Here is a 23,862-nt window from a genome sequence, read left to right as displayed (position 1 = left end):
TTACGCAGTCCTGCTGCACAGTTCCGTTGCACAGTTCCGTTGCCCACTGGGAAGGGGTCGGGGTGATGAGTGCCCTCACGGCGTTCCACGACGTGGACCGCGTCCGCAGCTCCTCCTCAGGGCCCGCCCGTGCGCTCGCCACCCCTGGAGCGTGCCCGTGAACGCCACCCTGGCCGCTGTCGCCCTCTCCCTGCTGTCCGCCGTCGGCTATGCCACGGCGGCGGTCGCGCAGGAACGCCTCGCGTCCCGCACCCGGCCGGGCTCCGGTCTGCTGCGGCTGCTCGGCCACGGTGCCTGGTGGTGGGCGGTCGGCCTCAACGCGGCGGGGGCCTTGCTGCATGTGGCGGCGCTGAAGTACGGGTCGCTCACCCTCGTACAGCCGCTCGGCGCGCTGACCCTCGTCGCGGCCGTTCCGCTGGGCGCCCACCTCGCCGGGCGCCGGGTCGCCAGGACCGAGTGGCGTGGCACCGTACTCACCCTGCTCGGTCTGGCCGCACTGCTCCTTGCTGCCGGGGGCACACCTCCGCACGAGACGCTCTCGCTCCCCGAGGTGCTGGGGATCGCGGCAGTGGCGCTCGTCCTGGTCGCAGCTCTCGTGCGGCGCGCCGGCAGGCCCGGGGCCCGCTCCGGCCTGCGGTTCGCCACCGCGTCCGGGATCGTATCGGGCGTCGCCTCGGCGCTCACCCAGACCGTGACGGTCTCGGTCACCGAGCACGCGCACGGTCCGGCGGTCGGCTGGCGTACGGCCGTCGTGGCGCTGCTCGTCGCGGCCTTCGCCGTGGGCGGGCTGCTGCTCTCGCAGACCGCGTACCGGGGCGGACTCGGTGCCCCGCTCGCCATGGTCACGCTCGCCAACCCGGTCGCCGCATCGGTGATCGGCCTGGCCCTGCTGGGTGAGCGCCTCCAGGGCGGCGCGGTCGGGATCCTGCTGGCCGCGGTGGGGGCGGCGGCCGCCGCCCGGGGCGTGGTCCTCCTGACCCGGGAGGCCGCGGCGGTGCAGTCCGCGGACCGCCCACCGGCCGCACCGCCGTCACCGGAACCGGCCGCACTCGCGCCGGCCGCTCCGTCCGAGCCGTCCTCCACGCCGGGCGCATCCCGGTCGGCCGCATCCTCGTCGGCGCCGTCCCGGTCAGCCGCATCCCCGTCGGCCGTACCCCCTTCGGCTGCACCCCCGTCAGCCGCTCCGGCCGAGCCGCTGCGCCTGCTGCCGTCGCCCGCCCTGCCCGAACTGCCGATCACCGTCACCCGCCTGCCGCAGACCGCTACGGCGCCGTCCGCCGTACCTCGATCAGCAGCGCCTGCCCCGGATCGAGCACCGGCATCGGCACCCCTGCCGCACTGAGTACCGGGCCCGGCAGCGTCACCCAGCCGTCCAGGGCCGCCGCGACCCACGCGGGCGCCGCCACCTCACGGAACGAGGGCAGCCCGGCCTCCTTCCTGACGCGGACCCGATAGCTGCCCGTACGGTCCAGGCCGGGCAGCGCGACCCGGCCCGGCTGAGCCTCAGGCGATGTGGCCGACTGCGCCCAGCAGTAGACGGCCGCGTTTCCGTCCGGGGCCACCACCCCGTGCAGCAGCGCGGCGCCGCCGCCGAGATCGGCGCGGACCACCCGCCCGCCGTGCAGCAGCGGCCGCAGCTCCTTGTAGAGAGCGCCCCAGGCCCTCAGCTCCGCCAGCTCATCCGGTGAGCAGGCGCCGAGGTCGCGCTCGATCCCGGCGTGTGCGAACAGCGCGGTGAGCAGCCGGAAGGAGGAGTCCGTGAGGCGCCCGGTGGTGTGGCTGCGGGCCTCGCCCACATGGGAGCCGATCAGCTCGGGCGGCAGCAGCTGGCCGGTCCAGCGCTGGATGGCCTGGCGCTCGACGGGGTCGTTGCAGTCCGACGCCCACACCCGGTCCGTATGAGCCAGGACCCCCAGGTCGGCACGGGCCCCGCCGCTGGAGCAGCTCTCGATCTCCAGGCCGGGGTGGCGTTCCCTGAGCGCGTCGAGCAGCCGGTACAGCGCCTCGGTCTGGGCATGCACACCCGGCCGGTCGCGGCCGTCCGCCGCCCGGTGGACCGCCTCGTGCAGATCGCGGTTGTGGTCCCACTTCAGGTAGTCGACGCGGTAGCGCGTGATGAGGGTGTCGAGCGACTCCAGCAGATAGGCCCAGGCCCCGGGGTGCCCGACATTGAGCGCGTACTGGTGGCGGGAGGACGGGCCGAGTCCGGCGCCCGGCCCGAGGATCCAGCCGGGGTGGGCGCGGGCCAGCTCCGAGTCCAGGCTGACCATCTCGGGCTCCACCCAGAGGCCGAACTGCATACCGCGCGCATGCACCCGGTCGGCCAGCGGAGTCAGCCCGTCGGGCCACACCGAAGGGTCGACGGTCCAGTCCCCGAGCCCCGCGGTGTCGTCCCGCCGGCCGAGGAACCAGCCGTCGTCCAGCACGAACCGCTCCACTCCGATGTCGGCCGCCGTGTCGGCCAGGGCGATGAGGCGCTCGGGCCGGTGGTCGAAGTACACCGCCTCCCAGCTGTTCAGGGTCAGCGGCCGCGGAGTCCCCGGATGCGAGGGCCGGGCCCTGAGCAGCGTATGGAAGCGGTCGGCGAGCCCGTCGAGCCCGGACCCGGACCAGCCGAACCAGCAGACCGGCGAGGTGTACGTCTCCCCCGGCGCCAGCCGTATCTCACCGGGCGCGAGCAGTTCGCCGCCGCCGAGCACGGAGGCGTGGGCCCCGGCGCCCTCGGGCAGCCGCTCGGCCAGCCAGCGCTGGTTCCCGCTCCAGCCGATGTGGACGCCCCATACCTCGCCGGTGCGGAACCCGAAGCCGGGCACCCCGACCGTCAGGAGATGCGGGGCGTCGTGGCCGGTCCTTCCCCGGCGCTGTTCCCTGACATGGCTGCCGTGCCCGAGCGGCCTGCGCTGCGGGGACCTCTCGCGGCACCACCGGCCGGTGAAGTCGAGGATCTCGGCGGCCCTGCGCGGCAGCGGCAGCAGCGTGGTGACGGCACCGAGGTCGTACGGCGCGGGGTCCGTGTCCGGGCGCCGGGCGACCGTGGTCCGTACCGCCAGGACCCCGGAGGGATCGAGCCGGTAGACCAGGGTGAGATCGAGGCCGGCGCCGTCGTCGGCGAGCCGGACGACCAGTTCGCCGTCGCTCTCGTCGGCGGCGACGAGGCGGGGCTTGGGTGTGGTGGCGGTCCCGGCCAGATGGCCCTGGTGGGCGGGGGTGCCGGACCAGCCGTCGGCCTCGGTGGGCCAGACGGTGAACTGCCTTGGTCCGTCGAGCGAGTTGTGGAGTACCGCGCCGTCGGCGGTGAGCGCGAGGGCGGCACACTCCTCGTCGGTGAGCCCGCCCAGATCCTCACCCCAGTGCAGGATGCGGGGCAGCGGAGCGGACAGCTCGACAACGAGTCCGACGCCGGCTGCGCGCAGTTGGACGGTCCTGGGTGCGGTACGGGTCATACGGGAGCATCCTCTCCGCTCTTCCCGGGCCCGTCCCGGGAAGGTCATCGGTGCCCCGGACCCGGTCCCCGTACGCGTCCCCCGCCCCACCGACCCCTTGTCGCGCGTCGCGCGGTGTGCCATATATGTCTAGACCATTCCCGTCGGACGGAGACCGGACACCGTGCACCGTCACTCAGGCCCCGCCCCGTTCGCCGCCGCCGTCATCACCGGCTGCCTCCTGCTCGGCGGGTGCGGCGGGAGCGGTGGCACGGCGGCGCACACCCCAAGTCCGTCAGCGCCGGGCGGTGTGTCGGTGCAGGCGAGCAGTGCCGATTCCGCCCATGTGATGTGGCAGCCGGACCCGGCCGCCGAGAAGATCACGGCCTATGAGATCTTCAGCGCCGACAGCATGGCCAAGAGCGTCCCGGCCACCACGACCATGGTGGACATCAGCGGCCTGAAGCCCTCCACCGCCTATGAGTTCAGGGTCCGGGCCAGGAACTCGGCGGGCCGCCTCTCGCCCCTCAGCCGGGCGGTCCGCGTGACGCTTCCCGCCCGGGTCCCCGACGACCACCGCGCGCCGTCCCGGCCGGGACATCTGCGGGCCGTCGCGGAAGGCGCCCATGCCGCCACGCTCTCCTGGTCCCGCTCCCGCGACAACGTCCGTGTGACGTCGTACGACATCTACCAGGGCCAGTCGAAGATCCACACCGTGTCCGGCGGCCTCACCACGGCACGGATCACCGGACTACGGCCGGCCACGGTCTACACCTTCACCGTGCGAGCACGGGACGGCGCCGACAACTCGTCCGCGCCCAGCGGCGGCGCCGATCTGACGACGGCTTCGGCACCCGGCCGGCCCCCCGCCACCGCACCGACCGGCTTCCACGCAACACCCCGGGTACGGAAAGGCGTTCGCAGCGTCCGGCTCTCCTGGACCGTGCCGGACACGGGCGGCGAGGTCACGGAGTACCAGATGTATCTCGGATCCCGGCTCACCACCACGATCGCCTGGGGCGCGGACGCGCCGCGGCACACGGCCACGTACACCTTCGCGGCACCCGAGAAGCCGGGCACGGTCTACCGGGTGCGGATCCGTGCCAAGCTCCCCGACGGCGACTGGGGCACGTTCTCGGCCGAGCGAGTGGTCACTTTCTGACCGGGCCCGCACACACAGCGGGCCGCGGAGTGTCGACCGCGGAACACACCTGCGCTAGATTCGAATCAAGACAATTATTGATCAATTGAGGTCACTGGCCTGCTAGTTGTATGGTAAACAACGATCGGGCGTGGGCGCTTACGCTCCAGCGCACAGTCAGGCATTCCGCACTTGGAGGCTGATCATGACCATCGCCCCGCACCAACGGCTGGTTCAACAGCTCCCAGCAGCGCCTTTCTACTGCCCGGTGCCGCCCGACACCCACCCCGCGAAGGCGTCGCTCAATGAGGCGACCGTACGGTGGATGCTGCAGCAGAACCTGGACACCGACGAGCAGCAGCGCCGCCGGCTGACCCTCTGCGACTTCGGCGGTCTCACCGCGTCGACCATGCCGTACGGACGGATCGAGCCACTCACCCTGATGGCCCGGCTGCACGCCGTGCTGTTCTCGCTCGACGACGGACTGTGCGACGAGTCCTACGCCACCGCCGGCCTGCTCGCCCAGGAGACCGGCCGCATCATGCGCGCCGTCGAGGCCCCGTACGCGACGCCGTCACCCGGCGAGTCGGCGCGCACGGCCGCACTGCGGTCCATCAGGCTCGACCTCGCCCGGCACGCGACCCCCGTCCAGCTGCGCCGCTGGACCGACGCCATGCGCGTCTACACCTCCGGGCTCGTCTGGGAGGCGTCCTGGCGCAGCAGCCCCGGCCTGCCGCCCCTGGACGACTACGTCACCCTCTGGATGCGGGCCATAGGGATGGCACCCTCCACCGCGATGATCGAGATCGCCGGAGGGCTGACCCTCACCGACGAGGAGCTGGAGGACCCCCGGATACGTGCGCTGACCGAGATCACCTGGACCCTGGTCAGCTGGGACAACGACCTCTACTCCCGTAACAAGGAACTCCTGCGGGCCGACGACGATCTGAACCTGATCGACGTACTGGCCCAGGAGTACGGCATCGATGCCCTGCGCGCCCAGCAGGAGGCCGTGGTGATGCGCGACCGGGTGATGGTGCTCTTCATGCGGCTGCGGGAGCGGGCACTGCGGGACGCCGGTCCCCAACTGAGCCGCTATGTCGACGGGTTGGGCCAGTTCGTGCGCGGCCATCTGGACTGGGCCTCGGTCTGCCCCCGGTACACCGTGCCGGGCGCCCCCGCCACCGGGCCGGACTCCTGGTGGAAGCGGCTCCCGGCCGTGGTGGACCAGGACCCGCTTCCGCTGGCGTCCGTCTCCTGGTGGTGGGACCAGCTCGACGACGGTCAGTAGCCGCGCCACCAGCTCGTCAGCGCGCGCCAGAGCCGCTGTGGTGCCGGTCCGCGCTGGGCCGGTACCGCCGCACCGGGCGGCGGCTCCTGAACCGGCGTCGTACCAGCCGGATTTGCCCCGGCCGGCGTCGCCTGGACCGGCGGCGGCGCCTGCTGCGGCACGACCGGCGGTGTGGTCGGCGGCTGTGAGGTGACCTCCCAGTCGGTACGGGGCGGCGGCATCGCCGCTGGCGACGGCGCCACCATGATGTCCTGGGGCGGGCGCGGCGCGAACGTCACGGGCAGCTGGTCCAGGTGACGGGACATCAGCGAGCCGGTCCAGCTCAGCTCGTGCTCGTCCAGGGCCAGTTCCACATCGGGGAGCCGCATCAGCAGCGCGTCGACCCCGACATCCGCGATGGCCCGCCCGATGTCCTGCCCGGGGCACTCGTGCGCACCGCCGCTGAAGGCGAGATGGGCCCGGTTGCCCTGCATGGAGGCGGCCGGGTCGGGGCGTACGACCGGATCGATGTTGGCGGCGGCGATCCCCACGACCAGGGCGTCCCCCGCCCTGATCCGCTGGCCGCCCAGCTCCGTGTCACCGACCGCCCAGCGGCCGAAGATCGTGGTGAAGGGCGGCTCGTCCCAGAGCGTCTGCTCGACCGCCTCGGGCACCGTCATATGGCCGCCGCTCAACTGGGCCCTGAACCGGGGGTCGGTGAGGACCATGCGCAGCACATTGGCGATCAGGTTCGCGGTGGTCTCGTAGGCGGCGATGAGCACCAGCCGCATGTGCTGGCTCACCTCGTCGTCGGTGAGCCCCGCCGGGTGGGCGATGAGCCGGCTGGCGAAGTCCTCCTGCGGGGCGGAACGGCGTTGGGCCACCAGCCGGTTGAGCGCCGCCATCACATAGGCGTTGCTCACGATGGCGGTCTCGGTGCCCTTGATCATGTCGCGGGCGGCCTCCACCAGCCGTTCGCTGTACTCCTCGGGCATACCGAGGATCTGACACATCACCATCATCGGCAGGTGTTCGGCGAACCGGCTGACGAGATCGGCCTTGCCGTCCTGGCAGAAGTCGTTCACCAGCCGGTTGCTGTAGCGGTTGATGAAGCGGCGGGTGCTGCGGGTGTCGATGTGCGCCATCGCGTCGGTGACCGCGCCGCGCAGCCGCTCGTGTTCGGCGCCGTCCGCGAAGACACAGATCGGCTGCCAGGTGAAGATCGGCGCGAGCGGGTGGTCGGGGGCCGCCGTGCCGTCCTGGATGGCGCGCCAGCGGCGTGAGTCACGGGAGAAGAGCGAGGGCGTACGGGTCATGTACAGGTTCTCGCTGTGGCCGAGCACCAGCCAGGCGGGGACGTCGCCGTGCAGGAGTACGGGCGCCACCGGGCCGTGCTCGGCACGCAGCTTCTCGTACAGGCCCATCGGGTCCTGCTCTGCCTCGGTCCCGTACAGCCGGCGCAGCCCGCCGGGCCCGAGCCCGTGGGCCGGACACTGCGGCGGCGGGACTGCCGCGCCGGTGCCGGGCTGTTGGTCGAAGGGGGTTGTCACGGTCACTCCAATACGTACGGACGGGGGACGGTGGGGGCGTCCGGGGTCATCGGCCGGACGGCTGCTGGGCGCGTCGCATGGCGAGGGAGTGCAGATAGCGCATGAGGGCCATCAGGGTGTCGCGGCTGGATCCGCGCTGACGTGCGTCGCAGTCCACGATGGGGATCTCGTCGGGCAGGTCGAGTGCGGCCCGCAGCGCCTCCAGTCGGTGGCGCGGGGCGTCCGGGAAGGTGTTGATGGCGACGATGAACGGCACACCGCGCTCCTCAAGCCTGCCGATCACGTCGAAGCTGACCTCCAGCCTGCGGGTGTCGACCAGGACGACGGCGCCGAGCGCGCCCTCGAAGAGGCCGTTCCACAGGAACCAGAAGCGTTCCTGGCCGGGTGTGCCGAAGAGGTAGAGCACGAGTTGTTCGCTGATGCTGATCCGGCCGAAGTCCATCGCTACGGTGGTGGCGGTCTTGCTCTCCACACCGGAGTTGTCGTCGACGCCGACCCCGGCCTGGGTCATCGTCTCCTCGGTGGTCAGCGGGCGGATCTCGCTCACCGATCGCACCATCGTCGTCTTGCCGACCCCGAACCCGCCGACGATCACGATCTTGACCGCGGCCGTCGCCGTGTCGGGCAGTACGTCTTCCCTCCTGGGGCCTGCGATCGTGTCAGAGCTTCTGGAGTCCATGCATCACCGCTTCGAGAAGGGCCCGGTCCGGCAGCGCGGCCCGGACGATGGGCGCGCGCGACTCGACCAGTTCGGCCGCGAGGAGATCGGTCAGCAGCGCGGTCACCACGCTGAACGGCAGGCGCAGATAGGCGGAGATCTCGGCCACGGACAACGGCGACGTGCACAGCCGTACGATCGCGGCCTGTTCCGGCTGGACGGTCGGGGACGGCTCGGCACGGGACACCACGATGGTGACCAGGTCGAGCGCGGCCCGTTCGCCGCCGTCCGGCCCGCCGGTGATGACGTAGAGCCGTTCCGGGTCCCCCGTGTCCGGTTCTGCCTTCCGGCGTTCTCTGCGGGGCGGCGAATTCATCCGGCCTTCCCGTCGTGGCGCGGCGGGCTGGCCAGATGGGCGCCGATCCGTACCACCATGTCGCGCATCTGCGCGCCGACCAGGCCGGCCTCGACCCGTTCATCGGTGAGGACGGCGAGATAGGAGCCGGTGCCCGCGGCCATCAGATAGAAGAACCCGCCGGTGATCTCGATGACGACGAGCCGCATTCTGCCGTCGCTGTCCGGGATCTCGGTGGCGACAGCGGCGGCCAGGCTCTGCAATCCGGCGCAGGCCGCGGCGAGCCGGTCGGCGCCGTCCGGGTCACCGCCGTGGCGGGCGATCCGCAGGCCGTCCGCCGAGAGCACCACGATCTGCTGAATCCCGGGGACCCCGTCGGCCAGCTCCTTGAGCATCCAGTCCATGCTGCCCAGTTGCTGAATCACGCCAGGTCCCCCTTGTCCCACTGATCGCCGGTCTCTCCGACAGGCGACGGTTCCTGCGGCACTCCGTTGGCCGCCTTGGTGAAGGCCTCCAGCCAGATTCCCGGCTGGGGCTCCTCCTTCTCCGCTTGCTGCTCCTGCTCGGGCGCCCGGGGCGTGTACGGGTCGGGCTCGGGCGCCGGGGCGGGCACCGGCGCCTGCTCGGAGCCGAAGGACGTACGCAGCCGGCTACGGCGCTGCGGCAGCCCGTTCGGGGTCCACTCGGTCACCACCGGTACGTCGTCCTCCATCGACAGCGCCGCCGGGGCGGGGCGCTTCGGCGCGGTGGCCTTGCGCGGCGCCCTGGAGGGGACCCGGTCGGCGAACGCGCCGATGTCCGTGTCCGCTCCGGTGCGGGGCTGTCCGGCCGCACCGATTCCGTGTGCGATCCCGGGTGCCGGGCCTGTGGTGATCATCTCGCGGGGCACGATCAGTACCGCACGGACGCCGCCGTAGGCCGACTGCCGCAGTGCGACCTTGAGGTTGTACATCTGGCTGAGCCGGCCGACGACGGCCATGCCGAGCCGGGGCGACTCGCCCAGGTTGTTCAGGTCGGCTCCGGCCTGCGCCTTGATCAGCATGCCCTCGGCACGCTTGCGGGCCTCCTCGCTGAGGCTGACCCCGCCGTCCTCGATCTCGACGGCGATCCCGGTCTGCACCTCGACCGCGGTGACATGGACGCGGGTCTGCGGGGGCGAGTAGCGGGTCGCGTTGTCGAGGAGTTCGGCGACCGCGTGGATCAGCGGCTCGACGGCCGGGCCGACGATGGCGACCTTGGCGATGGAGTGCAGATCGACCCGCGGGTACTCCAGGATGCGGGACATCGCCCCGCGCAACACGCTGAACAGCGGTACGGGCTTGGGCCACTGGCGCCCCGGCCGGGCGCCGCCCAGTACCGAGATGCTGTCGGCGAGACGCCCGATGAGCGCGTTGCCGTGGTCGAGCCTGAGCAGGTCGTCGAAGACCTCGGGCTGGCGGCCGTGGTCCTCCTCCATCTCCCGCAGCTCGGCGGCCTGCTGGTGGACGATGGCCTGGACGCGGCGGGCGATGCCGACGAACGCGAACTGCGCACCCTCACGCTGCGACTCCTCGTCGTCGACGATCTTCAGCAGGGAGGCGAGGATCTCGCGCTGCGCGGCGGGGAGGTCGCGGTACATCTCGCTGTTGTCGACGAGGATGCGCATGACCTCCTGGGGCGACTCACCGTGCTTGAGCCGGTGGATCGCGGCGGGCATCAGCTCCTTGGCGAGCCGTACGGTCTCCGCGTCGTGCGCGGCGAGCCGCTGCTCCAGGAACGCCAGCCGTTCGCCGTAGGCCCGGTGGAGCGCGCGGGTCGCCGATGCGCGGCGGACGAGTGCGGTGACGAGTACGGCGATGACGACGGTGGCCAGTACGCCGGCCCAGACAAGGGGTATCCGGGCGGCCCGGTCGGCCGCGAGCGCGCCGACGGCCGTGGCTGCCGACGTCGTGACGACGGAGAGCAGCAGCGCACGGACCAGTGGCGCTGTCCGATCGGTTGGAGGCGCCTCAACGCGAACCATGTGATCCCTCTGGCAGTTGACGGTGGGGAGAATCGAACTATCAAGACATGTGGGAACAAGTGCATGAATACATGTCATCTCAACTCACAATGAGCGAGCGTAGCCCGATCAGAACACCGCGGCGGCATATTCTTCCAACCTTGTGCGGTGACGGTTCCAGAGGAATAGACTCGCCGGTTTTACACGGTCAGCTTCCGTTCACACACGCGGAGTGACCGAACATGCGTCCCAACTGCCCCCGAAAGAGGGCAGCTTGGTATCAGCGCAGGTGCAGGGCGGCCCTGGCCCGGTCGGCCAGACCGTCGGCGCCGCAGGACTCGGCGAGGGCGAGCCCGCGCACGAGGTCGGTCTCCGAGCGGGCCGCGATGCCGAACTCCACCCGCGCCTGGGCGTGTTCATACGCGCAGGGTGACGCTTCGAGATAGGCGACCGCGCCGCCGAGCAGCTCCACGGCGCGTCCGCCGCTCTCCAGGACGGCAGCGATCCGCAGCGACTCACCGATGGCGGTGTCCGTACCGAACCGCTCCGCCCGGTGGCGGACATACGTCACCAGCTCAGCCGCGCGGGCCGGATCCTCGGTGGCGAGCGCCCGCACCAGATCGCCCGCCCAGGGCGCCATGACACTGTTGTGCCTTCCGCGCCCACGCAACGCCTCGCCGGCGGCCTCCAGTTCGGCGACGGCCTCCTTGGTGCGGCCGCACGCGAGCAGCAGCCTGCCGCGCACCGAAGGCGCGTCGGGGATGACGACCGATGAGGGGTAAGGGGGCGCGAAGCCGTACCGTTCCGCGGCCTCGCGGGCGGCCGCGACATGGCCGCGGGCCAGCAGGGTGTCGATCAGCATGCAGGCGGCGTCCCAGTTCATCGGGAGGCCGTTGCCGACCCGCTCCGCCAGGCGCAGGCTCTCGCGCAGATAGGTCTCGGCCTCGGCCAGCCGGCCGCGCCTGCGCTGGAGATAGCCGACGAGCGCGTTGGCGAAGGAGAGATGCCCGCCGCTCCAGCCGGACACCTCGAACGAGCGGAGCGCCTCCGAGAAGAGACTCTCGGCCCGGTCGAGCCGGTCGGCGTAGGCGTACGAGAGGCCGAGCAGCGCGGCGGGCTCGAACCCCCAGGAGGTGCCGGTCCAGCCGATGCCCGGTGGCAGCCGTCCGTTGACCAGGGCCCGGTCGCAGATCTCGACGATCTCCTCGGCGCTCTCGCCGCGGGCGGTGCCGTCGAACGCGCGCAGTATGAGCAGGATCCGTTCGGAGTTGTCCTGGCCGCCCAGGCCGTCGGTCATCGCGGCGAGGCGGCGGGAGCGCGCGGGACCGTCGTCCTCGACCGCCTGGACGCCCTCCCAGAGGAAGTGCGCGGTCTGCAGCCGCCGCCTGGCGGGGCCCGGCTCGGTCACCTCCGCCTCGGCCGCCACCACTTCGGCGGCCTCACGGGTCTGGTTGTTGTGCGTCAGTGCCTGGGCCAGCCGGAAGACCGCGTCCACCCGCAGCTCGTCGTCGAGCCCGGGCTGGGCGAGCGCGGCCCGCAGATGACCGACCGTGGTGGCCGGTGAGGTCAGCAGCGTGGCGCAGCCCAGCTCGTACAGGACGCTGGCCCGCACCGCGGGCAGCGGTGGCTCCTCAAGCGCCCGCTCAAGACAGCGCCTGGCCGCGTCCGGAGCACCCACCGCGAGGTGTTCGGCGGCGGCCTCCCTGAGCTGTGCGACCAGCTCGGGGTCGTCGTCCGGGTGGACCTGGAGCAGATGCGGCGCGGCGGCTGCCGCGCCCCGGCCCGCCCTGGTCACGGCCCAGGCGGCCTGGCCGTGCATCGCGGTACGGGTGGCGGGCGGTACGGCGCGGTAGACGGCGCCCGCGATCAGCGGATGGACGAACTCCATCGGGTCGCCGCCGGTGAGGATGCGGGCGGCCCGCAGCCGCTCGGCGCACTCGGCCGCCTCGCTCTCGCTCATGCCCGCGAGCCGCCCGGCCAGGCCCAGCGAGATGCCGGTGCCGAGGATCCCGGCGGCCCAGGCGAACCGGGTGGCCCCGGTGCCCAGTTCCTCCAGGCGGGCGATCAGCCCCGAGCCGCGGGCCGACGCACCCATCGCGCGCAGGGCTCCCGCCGAGTCCTCCACCGGGTCGATGGCGTCGTCCCGCACCCGGGCGAGGAGTTCGACGGTCTCGTACGCGTTCCCACCGGTCACCGCCCAGACCTCGCGGCAGAACGGGTCGTCGGCATGCTCCCCGAGCGCGCTGCGGGAGAGCTGGGCGATGGCATCGGGGGTGAGCGCGCGCAGTTGGACGGACTTCTCGGCCGCCGCCTCCAGCACGCGCAGATACTCCGCGGCGTCGCCGTCCGCCTCGCCCGTGCGGTACGCGAGGACCACCAGCATCGGCGGTCCGCCCTCGCGCCCGGTGAAGGAGGCCAGCCACGCGAGCGTCTCCAGATCGCACCACTGGGCGTCGTCCACGATGAACACCAGCGGGCGGAACAGCCCGGCGAGCCGCACCGCCACGGCCTCCAGACCGTCACGGACACCCTGCGGGTCGGCCTGCTGCGCGCCGGGCGGCGCGACACCGAGTGCGGGCCCGACGATCTCGTACCGGTCACCGAGCAGATCGCGGGCGTCCCGGATCCCGGGCATCGTCAGTGCAGGCTGCAGGAGTTGGCGTACGACGTGGAAGGGTACGGAGGTGAGCGTCTCGCCGCCGCGGGCCGACCACACCGTGCAGCGTCCGGCCGCCTGGGCACTGACCGCCTTGAGCAGCGCGGTCTTCCCGAGGCCGGCCTCGCCGCTGTAGATGAGGAGGCCCCCGGCGGACTCCCCCGCGCACAGCGCCTCGACGGCGTGCGTCCCCGCGGCGATCTCGTTCTCCCGCTCCAGCAGCGGTACGGCGGCCGGGCGTTCCTTCCGGGACCCCATCGTTCCTCCCCTGCCTGCAAACGGATCTCGAGAGTATCCCGGCAGGCCGGGGCCGCGGGCCGGTCCGGATGGACCTCTTCACGAGTGGGCAGAAGTTCCCATGCCCTGCGGGCGTGGGCAGTAATCTTGGGAACCGCCCCTGCCCCGACCCCGGCGGCCGGTGCCCACGGCGGTGCCTCTCATCCGCACCGGTACCCCTCATCCCATCCGCATCCGCGGTCCTCGTCCGCGATGACCGCCGCCCTGTCTGTCGGGGCCCTGTCATCCGGCGCCCGCCGGCGTCCTGCTACGGTCCGCGCTGGGCCGGTCCGGCCGCCACGCGGCCGCCGCCGGCAACATCAGAAGCCGACCATCGGCCGACCGTCACGGGGAAGACAGCATGAAGATCGACTGGAACCGGCGCACCTGCGCACGGCGCGGACATGTGACGTACGCCCCGCGGGAACCGGAACTCGCGGCGCGGCTGCGCGCCGACACCGGATTCGGCGAGGCATGGCGCTGTCTGCGCTGCGGGGACTTCGCCCTGGGGGATCCGCACGGATCGGGCCCCGCGCGGGACGCCCCGCTGGTGCCGCGCGGCAAGGTACTGCGCGATCTGTTCATCCTGCGCTTCCTCGCCGTGGAGCGGGCGGTGCGCGGGGTGTTCATCGTGCTGGTGGCCGTGGCCGTGTGGAAGTTCAGCAACAGCAAGGACGCAGTGCGGCGGCTCTTCGACGAGAACCTGGACGTGCTGCGCCCGGTGTTCCGTCACTTCCACTACGACCTGGACCACTCGCCGGTGGTCGGCACCATCCAGAAGACCTTCGGTTACAAGCACTCCACACTGGTGCTGGTCGCCGCGCTGCTGGTCGTCTACGCGCTGATCGAGATCGTCGAGGGCGTCGGACTGTGGCGCGCCAAGCGCTGGGCCGAGTATCTGACGGTCGTCGCCACGGCGGTGTTCCTGCCGCTGGAGGTCTACGAGCTCACCGAGAAGGTCAGCTGGCTGAAGATCGCCACCCTGACGGTCAACATCCTGGCGGTGCTCTACATCCTGCTCGGCAAGCGCCTGTTCGGCCTGCGGGGCGGGCACACGGCCTTCGAAGCGGAGCGCCAGAGCGCCTCACTGCTGGAAGTCGAGACGACCGCGGGGGCGGCGCACGTCAACGGCTGAGGCCCGTCACCGCTGCGGCACCGGCCGGCCCCACCCCCAGCCACCCGTCACCCGTCACCCGTCACCCGTCACCCGTCACCCGCTGAGCGGCACCTGATTCCACACGGCGAGGGCGGGTCGGCCGTGTTCGGTGCCGATCCGGCTCACGGACGCGGTGTCCAGCCGGAACAGCGCCCCGGCCGACGCGGGCAGTCCGAGCCGGCGCGCGGTCAGCACCCGCAGGAAGTGGGCGTGCCCGACGAGGACGACGTCTCCGCCCTCGCCGTCCAGATCGGCGTCGCGCAGCGCCACGTCGACCCGCCGCAGGACGCGGTCGGCGCGCTCGCCAACCTGCTGCGGGGACTCGCCGGGGTGCTCGGGCGGGCCCTCGGCCACCCCGTCGGTCCACAGGTCCCAGTCGGGCCGGTCCTGGTGGATCTCCGCGCTGGTGATGCCCTCGTACGCCCCGTAGTCCCACTCGTGCAGGTCGGCGTCGGCGCGTGCGGGTTCGAGGCCCGCCAGCTCGGCCGTCCGCCTGGCCCTGGTCAGCGTGCTGGTGAGGGTCAGTGCGATGCGCCGCTGGGCCAGCAGCGGTGCGACCTTGCGGGCCTGCTCCTCGCCGGCCGCCGTCAGCGGCAGATCCGTCCAGCTGGTGTGTTTCCCGGTGCGGCTCCAGCTGGTCTCACCGTGCCGTACGAGAATCAGCTCTCCCATGACCGCCCTGCCTTTTCGCGTCTGTCACCGGGCCGCCGATGTGCTGTCGGAGCCACCCGTGACGTCTGTGTTGATGTTGTACAAGGGCTTCAGCCTGTCACGACCAGCGAAGATTCCCGCAGAGGCGGCTCACGGGGTGTGATTCCGGGCGCACTGCCACGCCCTCTCCAGCGGAGCGCACCCGCCGCCGGGGCGCACCCCTGGTCACGGCTCCGGCGACCGTCCGGTGCGCGGGTTCCACCGTCCGGCCCTGCCGCCCAGCCCGGTCGGCGTCAGCGGCGCGACGTCCAGCCGCCGGAACGCCTCGTCCGGCGGCCCCGCGTCGTCGATACGGACCTCGCACAGAGCCGGACCCCGCTCCGCGAGGTGAGACCGACATCATCCGTACTGCATCATCCGTACTGCATCACCCGTACCGTCATCGCCCTCACCGTCCCGCCGTCCACCCGTCCACCCGTCCGGCCGGGCAAGCAGAACACGTGCGTCCGGGGTACCGGGCGCGGGGTGTGACGGGCCGTTCTGCCGGACCGGCACCGTAGCGAAGCCGGTCGGGCAGACGGTACGGTCCACGTGAACATGACGAAGGCGTAATGGAAGTCCGGTGAGAATCCGGCACGGTCGCGCCACTGTGAACCCGTCCTACGGGAAGTCAGACCCAGCACCTTCGTCTCAGGCACCACGACCGGGACGCGTGTTCCCCAGGAGGTTCTGCCATGGCAAACTCCCTTGCCCCCACTCCGAGCGCCCCCGCCACTCCGGCGATCGCTCCGCTCTCGGCCAAGGCCATCGCCCCCTGGGCGGTCTTCTTCGGGATCCTCATGCTCGTCCTGCTGTACTTCGTCGGCGCCGAGCAGGGCGCCACCTCGGTCGTCTCGGGGACCGACGTGCACGAGTGGGTCCACGACGGACGTCATCTCCTCGGCTTCCCCTGCCACTGACCTACTGACGTCCAACTGACCTACTGACGTCCAGGGGACCTCTCTCATGAACTCCATATCGATACGCGTCCTGCTCGTCCGCGGCATGCTGGCCGGCCTCGCCGCCGGTGTACTGGCCCTGGTGGTCGCCTATCTGCTCGGTGAGCCGCGGGTCGACTCGGCCATCGCCTTCGAGGACGCGCACAGCCATGAGCACGAGATGGAGGTGGTCAGCCGCTCCCTCCAGTCGACGGCGGGACTCGCCACCGGTGTGCTCGTCTTCGGCGTCGCGGTCGGCGGTATCGCCGCTCTCGCGTTCTGCTTCGCACTCGGCCGTACCGGCGGCTTCGGCCCGCGGGCGACAGCCATGCTGGTCTCGGCCGGCGCCCTGATCACCGTGTACGTCGTGCCGTTCCTCAAGTACCCGGCCAACCCGCCGTCCGTCGGCGACCCCGGCACCATCGGCAAACGCACCGCCCTGTACTTCCTGATGATGGTCCTCAGCGTGCTGCTCTCGGTGGCCGCCGTGCTCCTCGGCAAACGGCTCGCGCCACGGCTGGGCAACTGGAACGCGACCGTAGCGGCCGGGGCCGCCTTCCTCGTACTGGTCGGACTCGCCTATGCGCTCCTGCCCGCCGTCAACGAGGTGCCCAAGGACTTCCCGGCCACCCTGCTCTGGCAGTTCCGGCTCTCGGCGCTCGCCATCCAGCTCACGCTGTGGACCGCGTTCGGCCTGCTCTTCGGCCACCTCGCCGAGCGTCATCTCCTCCCACGGACGGCTGCGTCACACCACACGGACGGCACCGTGGCGCCAACGGCCGCCCCCACCAACTGAGCTCTCCCACAAGGGGCTTCACGGCTACTCACGGATCCCGTCCGGACCTTTGTCCGGGCGGGATCCCGGCTGTGCGAACACCAGGTTCTGGCTTGGCCAAGCCCTTGCCGCTCATTGGCCACCTGTTCATCGTCCGACTCCTCCCCTCTTCACCGGGCTCCCGAGAGAGTTCCGGAGGGGCCTCAGAACGGGCCCGTCCGAGCGTGAGAAGGGGATGTTCATGGCCGAGTTGACGCGACGCAGACTCCTTGGCTCAGCGGCAGGCGCCGTGGGCGGCGCTGCGGCGCTCTCGCTGCTGCCGCCCAGCGTGCAGAAGGCGGTCGCGGCCGGGCCGCCGCGCCACGGTTCCCTGCGCGACATCGAACACGTCGTCATGCTGATGCAGGAGAACCGCTCGTTCGACCACTACTTCGGCACGCTGTCCGGCGTACGCGGCTTCAGCGACCCGCACGCGCAGAAGCTGCCGAACGGCAAGCCGGTCTTCTACCAGCCCGACACAGTGAACCCGAAGGGCTATCTGCTCCCGTTCCATCTGGACACCCACACATCGAGCGCCCAGGCCATCCCGTCCACCAGCCACGCCTGGTCCGTACAGCACGAGGCGTGGAACGGCGGCCGGATGGACCAGTGGCTGCCCGCGCACCGCAAGGCCGACGGGGTCAACGGCCCTTATGTCATGGGCTATTACACCCGGGAGGACATCCCGTTCCAGTTCGCGCTGGCGGAGACCTTCACCATCTGCGACAACTACTTCTGCTCGGTGTTCGGTCCCACCTGGCCGAACCGGCTGTACTGGATGACGGGCACCCTCGACCCGAACGGCACCCAGGGCGGGCCGATCCTGAGCAACACCGCCGCCACGCCGTACCGCTGGACGACCTACGCCGAACGGCTCCAAGCGGCGGGCGTCAGCTGGAAGGTCTATCAGCAGGACGACGACTACGGCTGCAACATGCTGAAGAACTTCCGGACGTTCAAGGACGCCAAGCCCGGTGACGAGCTGTACGAGCGCGGTGTACGCCCCCAGCCGGAGGGCACGTTCGAGGACGACGCACGCAACGACCGGTTGCCCGCCGTCTCCTGGATCATGCCGACCAGCTACCAGTCCGAGCACCCGGACTACCTTCCGGCGGCAGGCGCGGACTTCGTGGCCCAGAAGATCGAGGCCATCGCCTCCAACCCGAAGGTGTGGGCGAAGACCGCCTTCATCCTCAACTACGACGAGAACGACGGCCTGTTCGACCATGTGGCACCCCCCACCCCGAAGCCCGGCACGACGGACGAGTTCGTCGACGGCCTACCGATCGGCGGCGGCTTCCGGGTCCCCGCGATCATCGTGTCACCGTGGACCGTGGGCGGCTGGGTCGCGGGCGAGCGGTTCGACCACACCTCGGCGCTCCAGTTCCTGGAGCGGTTCACGGGCGTACGGGAGCCCAACATCACCCAGTGGCGCCGCCGCACCTTCGGCGACCTGACCTCGGCCTTCCGCTTCTCCGACACCCACCGCCGGCCGCCGCACCTGCCGGAGGACACGGCCGAGCAGCTGGAACAGGCGAAGAAGGAGGTCGCCACCCTCCCGAAGCCGCACCTGCCGGGGGCCGACCAGAGCTTCCCACGGCAGGAACGGGGGCGCCGGCCGCGCACCTAGGATCCTGCCCACGCGACTATGTTTTCGGCTGGACGGCGAGAAGAGAGCCATACGCCGGTGGGGTGAAGCCGGCGTCCGAGAGAGCCTTCCTTCCCTTGCGGAGCCGACCGGCAAGGGATAGGGAGGCTGTTTCCTGCTCCGGGTGGGCAGGACACCTCCACGGCGGAGCGGGACTCGCCTGGTCAGGTCTGTCGGCCCGGAACGATTCCCAGCCCTGCCTGCGGCTGACCGCCGTCGACAGGGATATGCGCGCCGTTAACAGCGCCGGCCGCAGGCGAGAGAAGGAAGCCGATGACCCTGGCCACTTCGTCGGCCTCCAACAGGCGGCCACTGGGGTTGCGTTCCGCATATGCCGCGTAGGTTTCCGGGTCACGTCGGCTCAGGCGGTCCCAGCTCTTTCCCGGCAGGAGAATGGAGCCCGGGCTGACGGTGTTGACGCGCACACCGTACGGGGCCAGCTCTTGGCACAGGGCGCCCGCCAGGTAGATCTCCGATGCCTTGGCGGCCCCGTACTGGGCGGGAAAGCGAGGCTTCCAGCCGGAGATGGAGGCAACCATCACCACGGAGCTGCCGGGCCGCAGGCAGCCCAGTGCTGCCCGGACAGTACGCACCGCATGCCCCCCGTTCAGTTCCCAGGTGTCCTGCCAGTCCTCCCGGGTCGAGTCGAGGACGCCGCCGCCGCGTTTGCCTCCGATGTTGGCGACCAGGCCGTCGAGTCCGCCGAGTTCGCTGCCGGCCCGCCGGGTGAAGTCCTCCAGTTCACCGTGTGCCAGGACATCCACGCATCCCGTCACCACCGGGGCCCCGAAATCCCGGTCCAGCTCGGATGACACCTGGTCCAAGGTGCCGGGGTCCCGGCCGCAGATCGCGAGGGAAGCCCCTTCTGCCGCAAGGAGGCGCGCGATCGCATATCCCAGTCCTCTGCTGCCACCGGTCACCAGAATCGACCTACCACTCAGTCCGTACGTGACAGCGGGCACAGCTGCCGCGTTCCCTGCCGGCTCTTCTCGCTCTTCCATGGACGGCACTCTGCCACCCGTCCATCCAGGGGCGGTCAACGCACCAGTTTGCGGATGACTATGCCCACAATGAGGGTGGTGAACAGCATGCCCGCAACGGTGAACGCGACGGCGAGCGCTGTCCATCCGGCAGTATTCAGCCCCGACGGCGTGCCGGTGCCGACGTTCAGCCAGAGAGCGAGAGCGAGTACGAAGCTCCTGCCCGCGGCTGCCGTGTCTGTCAGGCCGCGGCCGGATTCGCGGACAGCGCCCGCCAGATGAAGCACCGCACCTGTCAGCAGGACGCCGGCCATCAGCACACGGGCCGGGTTGCGTGCCCGGACTCCCCAGCCGAGGATGCCACCGAGGAAGCCCTGCGCGATGGCGCGCCGCAGCGGCGGGAGGGCTGTCGCCTCGCGCTGACGCGCGAGGTAGTAAAGCTCGTCGACCTCACGGTTCCGGTTCCTCTTGGCCAGCGCCGAGCGTACGGATTCCAGGGCCACGGCCGTCACCTCGGTGAAGGACCGGTCCAGAAAAGAGAGCACCTGTGCGCCGTTGCGGAAGACCTGCCCGGCCAGCTCCATGTCGCCGACGCTGGAGGAGTTGTCGAGGCTGTAGCGGGAGCTGCCGGAGGGGAGCCCCAGGGTGCCTGTGACGGAGGAGCCGTGCAGGCTGATCACCGAGGACACCACAGAGGCCGAGGTGAGCGACACGACCGTCGTGTTGTGAAGAGCCAGCCGGGCGGTCGCACCCTCCCTGCTGCCGCCCGGGTTGTCGCAGAGCCCGAGGTTGCGAACTTCCACAGAGCCTCTGACCGTGCTGTTCGTGATCGTACTGATCTCGGCGGGAACGACCAGCCCGTTCACGCGTATGGTCTCACTGCAACGAAGTTCGCTCGCCCGCAGCGGCTCGTCCAACCGCACCCGCCTCAGCGTAAGTTCACACGTCTCGACGTCGGCGAGTTCCATGGTGGAGAGCCAGAGGTCGTCGAACGTGACGTCCTCCCGGGTTTTGAGTCCTCTCACGATCACACTCGGCCGGCCGAGACGGCCGCCCGCGGCCTGGCTGCGGACCGTCAGCGAGGACACCCGCGTGTCTCTGATGTGGAGCGTCCCGCGCAGAGCGTTGACCTGGACGAGCTCCTCGACCCGGAGGCGCTCCAGCCGGACGGTCCCGCACGAGTGCAGAGCGAGGAAGTCCAGGGCTGAGTCGATGACCGTGACCTCGCATCCGATCGACGCATTGCGGACCGTCAGGCGGCCGATGCGGGAGTTCACGACCATCAGTGCGTCCATCTCCACATGGTCGATGACCAGTTCATCGATACGGCAGGACCGTACGGTCAGCGCGCCGTCGATACTCATATGGTCGAGAGAGACCCGGTCGGCCGACACCGTGTCCAGCAGAAGGTCCGCCGTGACCTCGTCCTGGTGCAGATGCACGCTCCGGTCCTGCACGGTGCGCTGCCGACCGATTCGTGCCAAGTCCTCTAACGTCCGGACGACTCCCATCGGCGCTCCCCCGTTGTGTGTGACCGTAGATGTCGTGACGGGCCCGCCCCGACGTACTCATGTATGGCGCGGTGTCGTGCCCCGTGGAGCCGGTTCCGTGTCCGGGCTGAGCCTGAGCGTGGTGAACAGTTCATCCGTGCACACGGTGTCCGGCGCCGTCGAGCGCGTAGGTGATCTGCTTGGCAGCGACCGTCGGCTCGATCCGGTCCGTACGGATCACGAGGTCGAACAGGTCTCGCACATCGGATGTGCCCACATCCCGAGCCGTCTCGTCCCAGGCGGTGAGCCGCTTCGCGGTGTCAGTGTCTCCGCGCGCGCGGGACCGCCGCTCGCACTCGCTCCTCGGCACCCACAGAAGGACCCGTAACCAGGAGACCGACGCGGTCCGGTCCAACAACGTGCGGAGGTCCGCGACGTTGCCGATGTGGGTGACCGGGACCCGGCCGCGCCGCTGGGGTTCCATGAGGGAGAGCTCGTCGACCGCGTACACGTTGCCGTAACGCCGGGTCTCCACGACGATCCTGCCCTGATCGCGCAAGTCCCCGAGCTCCGCGGCGGTGACGAACCGGTAGCCGGCCGACCGGCCCGTCCCCTGCTTGAGCTTGGCGACCAGTTCGAAGCGCTGGTCCGCCGAGCGCAGGGCTGCCGTCACGGTGTCCTTGCCCGCAGCCGGAGGTCCGTACAGGACGACGGCACTCATGCTCCCTCCAGCAGCCGCTGAGCGATCGACTCGACCTGCTCGGCCAGGGGGCGTGACCCGCTGATGCGGTTGTCAATGACGTGGTGAGGCGCCACCGGCCGGAGGCCGACGTCGAGACCGTTGGTGTATGAGGGCCAGTGCGTCAGCTTCCAGGTGTCCCGTGAGGCGTTGCGCGAGATCAGCCGGTCCCGCATCGACTCAAGGTCGCTGTCCACCCAGAGTGTCTCGAAGCGGGCTCCGGTCCTACGGCACCGCCGGGTCACCCGGGATGTCCACTGCGCATCGGCGCTCTCGGCGAGAAACGGTGCCACCGCTACTACCGAAGTGCCGCACTCCAGGTTTTCCCAGACGGCCTTCATCAGGCACTCGTACTCCAGGGGCCTGGCCTGCTCCAGATACGTGGCACTGTGGCGATCGTCCGGATCGCCGCCCAGGGCAGCCAGCAGTCGCTCGGTCATCGGACGACTGAGAGTGTCCTTGTCGAGCATGGCCCAACCCGTTGCCGCTGCCAGGAGCTTGCCGGCCTCGGACTTGCCCGAACCGGCGTACCCGGCAACAAGCGCGAGTGTGATGGTGCTGGTGCCTGACGCAGTGGTCACACTGTCCGCCCCCCGAGACGTCTCGATACAACTCGGCCCAGTTTAGGGGCGGATGGGAGCAAAGGCCGTCACACTTCGGGGATGGCCTGGATCTTTCCGAGGAGGCCCTCCAGCTTCGGTACGGCACCCGGACCGACGCCAGGCCGTCCCTTTCGGAGCCCCTACGTATATGTGGGGTCTCCGCCCCCCGGAAGCCCCAACAGCTGCCGCATCCGCGCGTACTTGGCCGTGAGCCGGTCCCTGGTCGGCCTGTCCAGGACGGCCAGCCGCCGTGGGTCGGCGTTGTGGGCGATATCGGATTCCTTGATCAGCAGCGCGCCCGGAACCGCGAGGATCCGGGCCGCGTACTTTTCCGGGCTCTCCCCCGTACGTCTGGTCATGGCGAGCACCATGTCCTTGACCCCGCGCGAAAGCGGCGCCCCCTCCAGCCAGGACTCGCTCAGCGCACCGTCCTCGACCGCGTCGTGCAGCCAGGCGGCGGCGATCTGTTCTTCGGTGCCGCCGCGTGCGGCGACTCCTTCGGCGACCGCCGCCAGGTGGATGGTGTACGGCTGCCCCGCCTTGTCGGTCTGGGTGGCGTGCACGCGGCGGGCGAGCGCCTCGACCTCGCGCAGGGCCAGACGGCCGTCCGGCCTTCCAGGAGCGCCGGGGAGGCCGGGAGAGCCAGGGAGGCCCGGAGCGCCGGAAGTGCCGGGAGCGCCGGGAGCGCCGGGAGCGCCGGAAAAGAACGTGGCGGCCAGGCCGTCCAGCAGATAGCCGAGGCGGCGGTCGAAGGTCCGGGGCGAGTCCGCCGGATCTGCCGTCTCGCGCAGGGCCCGGGAGGTGAGCGGGTAGGCGCCCGGCTCCGCGGCCCCTTCGACGGCGGAGAGCCCCGAGGGCCCGGCCTGACCTGTGTCACCGGTCCGCCCGGCCCGCTCGACCGGCTGGGTCTGCCCGGCCGGACCAACCTGCTCGGCCTGCCCGGTGGGCCGCGCGGCGCCGCGCTTCCGCGCCTCCAGCCGTCGCGCCTCCGCATATGTGTGGCCCTGCACAAAGGCCAGCACGGTCCGCAGGATGTCGAGCATCTGGCCGGTGTCGAAGCCGTAGCCGTCCAGCAGAGACAGATGGGACTCCGTCATGGCCAGCATCCGCGGTCCGAACGATTCGGCGGGGATGGAGTGTCCGGCCAGCCAGGGGTGGCGCAGGCCCAGTTCCCGGGTGAGGTGCGCCACCGCGGTCAGGTCGGCACGCCAGTCGCCGGTTCTCGGCGGGGCGAACGCTTCCGCGCTGACCCGGTCGACCATGAGGCTGATCAGATCGTCCCGGCTGTCGACATAGCGGTACAGCGACATTGCCCCCGCACCGACGCGCTCGGCGACCTTGCGCATCGTCACCGCGTCCAGGCCGTCGGCATCCGCCAGCTCGATCCCCCCAGCGGCGATGACGTCACCGGACAGGGCGGCCCGTGCTGCTCTGGCCGGCTGCCCGGCCTTCTCCCAGTTCACCATGTGCGCTCATGGTAGACGCTGCGTACGTTG

20 protein-coding genes, 1 pseudogene and 1 riboswitch are annotated in these 23,862 nt (G+C 70.9%); of the genes and pseudogenes, 7 read left to right on the top strand and 14 right to left on the bottom strand.

Annotation, left to right across the window (positions count from 1 at the left end):
- Positions 1-157 precede the first annotated feature (157 nt).
- Positions 158-1,342, top strand: coding sequence for a DMT family transporter (locus tag ACFXBC_RS05755; RefSeq protein WP_385019062.1), 1,185 nt, complete (start codon positions 158-160; stop codon positions 1,340-1,342).
- Here ACFXBC_RS05755 and ACFXBC_RS05750 read toward each other — a convergent pair.
- The gene (locus tag ACFXBC_RS05750; RefSeq protein ID WP_385019060.1) at positions 1,263-3,443 is read right to left on the bottom strand and encodes an alpha-galactosidase; all 2,181 of its coding nucleotides are present in this window, start codon (positions 3,441-3,443) and stop codon (positions 1,263-1,265) included. The two genes, ACFXBC_RS05755 and ACFXBC_RS05750, sit on opposite strands and share 80 nt — an antisense overlap.
- Positions 3,444-3,606: 163 nt before the next feature.
- Here ACFXBC_RS05750 and ACFXBC_RS05745 point away from each other — a divergent pair, with 163 nt between their 5' ends.
- Together ACFXBC_RS05745 and ACFXBC_RS05740 are read left to right on the top strand one after the other, a co-directional pair.
- The gene (locus tag ACFXBC_RS05745) at positions 3,607-4,584 is read left to right on the top strand and encodes a fibronectin type III domain-containing protein (RefSeq protein WP_385019058.1); all 978 of its coding nucleotides are present in this window, start codon (positions 3,607-3,609) and stop codon (positions 4,582-4,584) included.
- Between the two features lie 184 nt (positions 4,585-4,768).
- Positions 4,769-5,854, top strand: a complete 1,086-nt coding sequence (locus ACFXBC_RS05740) for a terpene synthase family protein (protein WP_385019056.1) — start codon at positions 4,769-4,771, stop codon at positions 5,852-5,854.
- On the opposite strand, the gene ACFXBC_RS05735 is transcribed toward ACFXBC_RS05740, so the two are convergent.
- From ACFXBC_RS05735 to ACFXBC_RS05710, 6 genes are all read right to left on the bottom strand, one after another.
- On the bottom strand, positions 5,848-7,383 hold the full coding sequence (locus ACFXBC_RS05735; RefSeq protein WP_385019054.1) for a cytochrome P450: 1,536 nt from the start codon (positions 7,381-7,383) through the stop codon (positions 5,848-5,850). The two genes, ACFXBC_RS05740 and ACFXBC_RS05735, sit on opposite strands and share 7 nt — an antisense overlap.
- A gap of 46 nt (positions 7,384-7,429) precedes the next feature.
- Complete coding sequence (locus ACFXBC_RS05730) at positions 7,430-8,062, bottom strand: ATP/GTP-binding protein (protein ID WP_385019052.1); 633 nt, start codon at positions 8,060-8,062, stop codon at positions 7,430-7,432.
- Complete coding sequence (locus tag ACFXBC_RS05725; RefSeq protein WP_385019050.1) at positions 8,043-8,417, bottom strand: DUF742 domain-containing protein; 375 nt, start codon at positions 8,415-8,417, stop codon at positions 8,043-8,045. The genes ACFXBC_RS05730 and ACFXBC_RS05725 overlap by 20 nt, the downstream gene beginning before the upstream one ends.
- Entirely contained in the window at positions 8,414-8,821 is a 408-nt protein-coding gene (locus tag ACFXBC_RS05720; RefSeq protein WP_266851262.1) for a roadblock/LC7 domain-containing protein, read from the bottom strand. The genes ACFXBC_RS05725 and ACFXBC_RS05720 overlap by 4 nt, the downstream gene beginning before the upstream one ends.
- Positions 8,818-10,398: an ATP-binding protein gene (locus tag ACFXBC_RS05715; protein WP_385019047.1), complete on the bottom strand. Its 1,581-nt coding sequence runs from the start codon at positions 10,396-10,398 to the stop codon at positions 8,818-8,820. Before ACFXBC_RS05715 ends, ACFXBC_RS05720 begins: the two co-directional genes overlap by 4 nt.
- A 259-nt stretch (positions 10,399-10,657) precedes the next feature.
- The gene (locus tag ACFXBC_RS05710) at positions 10,658-13,291 is read right to left on the bottom strand and encodes an ATP-binding protein (RefSeq protein ID WP_385019045.1); all 2,634 of its coding nucleotides are present in this window, start codon (positions 13,289-13,291) and stop codon (positions 10,658-10,660) included.
- Between the two features lie 379 nt (positions 13,292-13,670).
- Here ACFXBC_RS05710 and ACFXBC_RS05705 point away from each other — a divergent pair, with 379 nt between their 5' ends.
- The gene (locus ACFXBC_RS05705; RefSeq protein ID WP_385019043.1) at positions 13,671-14,444 is read left to right on the top strand and encodes a DUF2127 domain-containing protein; all 774 of its coding nucleotides are present in this window, start codon (positions 13,671-13,673) and stop codon (positions 14,442-14,444) included.
- 75 nt (positions 14,445-14,519) lie between these two features.
- On the opposite strand, the gene ACFXBC_RS05700 is transcribed toward ACFXBC_RS05705, so the two are convergent.
- The gene (locus ACFXBC_RS05700) at positions 14,520-15,137 is read right to left on the bottom strand and encodes a histidine phosphatase family protein (protein WP_385019041.1); all 618 of its coding nucleotides are present in this window, start codon (positions 15,135-15,137) and stop codon (positions 14,520-14,522) included.
- Between the two features lie 578 nt (positions 15,138-15,715).
- Positions 15,716-15,806, top strand: a riboswitch (adenosylcobalamin (AdoCbl) riboswitch).
- Positions 15,807-15,850: 44 nt separating this feature from the next.
- On the opposite strand from ACFXBC_RS05700, the gene ACFXBC_RS05695 reads away from it, so the two are divergent.
- The 3 genes from ACFXBC_RS05695 to ACFXBC_RS05685 all read left to right on the top strand — a co-directional run bounded on the left by ACFXBC_RS05695 (position 15,851) and on the right by ACFXBC_RS05685 (position 18,537).
- Positions 15,851-16,075: a CbtB-domain containing protein gene (locus tag ACFXBC_RS05695; protein WP_385019039.1), complete on the top strand. Its 225-nt coding sequence runs from the start codon at positions 15,851-15,853 to the stop codon at positions 16,073-16,075.
- A gap of 46 nt (positions 16,076-16,121) precedes the next feature.
- Positions 16,122-16,889 carry a CbtA family protein gene (locus tag ACFXBC_RS05690; protein WP_385019037.1) on the top strand — a complete coding sequence of 256 codons (768 nt, stop codon included), beginning with the start codon at positions 16,122-16,124 and terminating at the stop codon, positions 16,887-16,889.
- Positions 16,890-17,109: 220 nt separating this feature from the next.
- Positions 17,110-18,537 (top strand): alkaline phosphatase family protein, encoded by a 1,428-nt coding sequence (locus ACFXBC_RS05685; protein WP_385019035.1) that lies wholly within the window; start codon positions 17,110-17,112, stop codon positions 18,535-18,537.
- A gap of 182 nt (positions 18,538-18,719) precedes the next feature.
- On the opposite strand, the gene ACFXBC_RS05680 is transcribed toward ACFXBC_RS05685, so the two are convergent.
- The 6 genes and pseudogenes from ACFXBC_RS05680 to ACFXBC_RS05655 all read right to left on the bottom strand — a co-directional run.
- A complete protein-coding gene (locus tag ACFXBC_RS05680) occupies positions 18,720-19,556 on the bottom strand; it encodes an SDR family NAD(P)-dependent oxidoreductase (RefSeq protein ID WP_385019033.1) in 837 nt (278 codons plus the stop codon).
- A gap of 35 nt (positions 19,557-19,591) precedes the next feature.
- On the bottom strand, positions 19,592-21,019 hold the full coding sequence (locus ACFXBC_RS05675) for a hypothetical protein (protein WP_385019031.1): 1,428 nt from the start codon (positions 21,017-21,019) through the stop codon (positions 19,592-19,594).
- A gap of 157 nt (positions 21,020-21,176) precedes the next feature.
- Positions 21,177-21,746, bottom strand: coding sequence for a guanylate kinase (locus ACFXBC_RS05670; protein WP_385019029.1), 570 nt, complete (start codon positions 21,744-21,746; stop codon positions 21,177-21,179).
- Positions 21,743-22,345 (bottom strand): AAA family ATPase, encoded by a 603-nt coding sequence (locus ACFXBC_RS05665; protein WP_385019027.1) that lies wholly within the window; start codon positions 22,343-22,345, stop codon positions 21,743-21,745. The genes ACFXBC_RS05670 and ACFXBC_RS05665 overlap by 4 nt, the downstream gene beginning before the upstream one ends.
- Positions 22,346-22,506: 161 nt before the next feature.
- On the bottom strand, positions 22,507-22,965 hold the full coding sequence (locus tag ACFXBC_RS05660; RefSeq protein ID WP_385019098.1) for an HD domain-containing protein: 459 nt from the start codon (positions 22,963-22,965) through the stop codon (positions 22,507-22,509).
- Positions 22,966-23,085: 120 nt separating this feature from the next.
- Positions 23,086-23,832 (bottom strand): annotated as a pseudogene (locus ACFXBC_RS05655) (TetR/AcrR family transcriptional regulator); the annotation flags it as partial.
- Positions 23,833-23,862: the final 30 nt, after the last annotated feature.

Source organism: Streptomyces sp. NPDC059398, assembly GCF_042751845.1.
Taxonomy (GTDB): Bacteria; Actinomycetota; Actinomycetes; order Streptomycetales; family Streptomycetaceae; genus Streptomyces.
The sequence above is the reverse complement of the archived record's forward strand: the minus strand, read 5'-3'. Positions and strand labels throughout refer to the sequence as shown.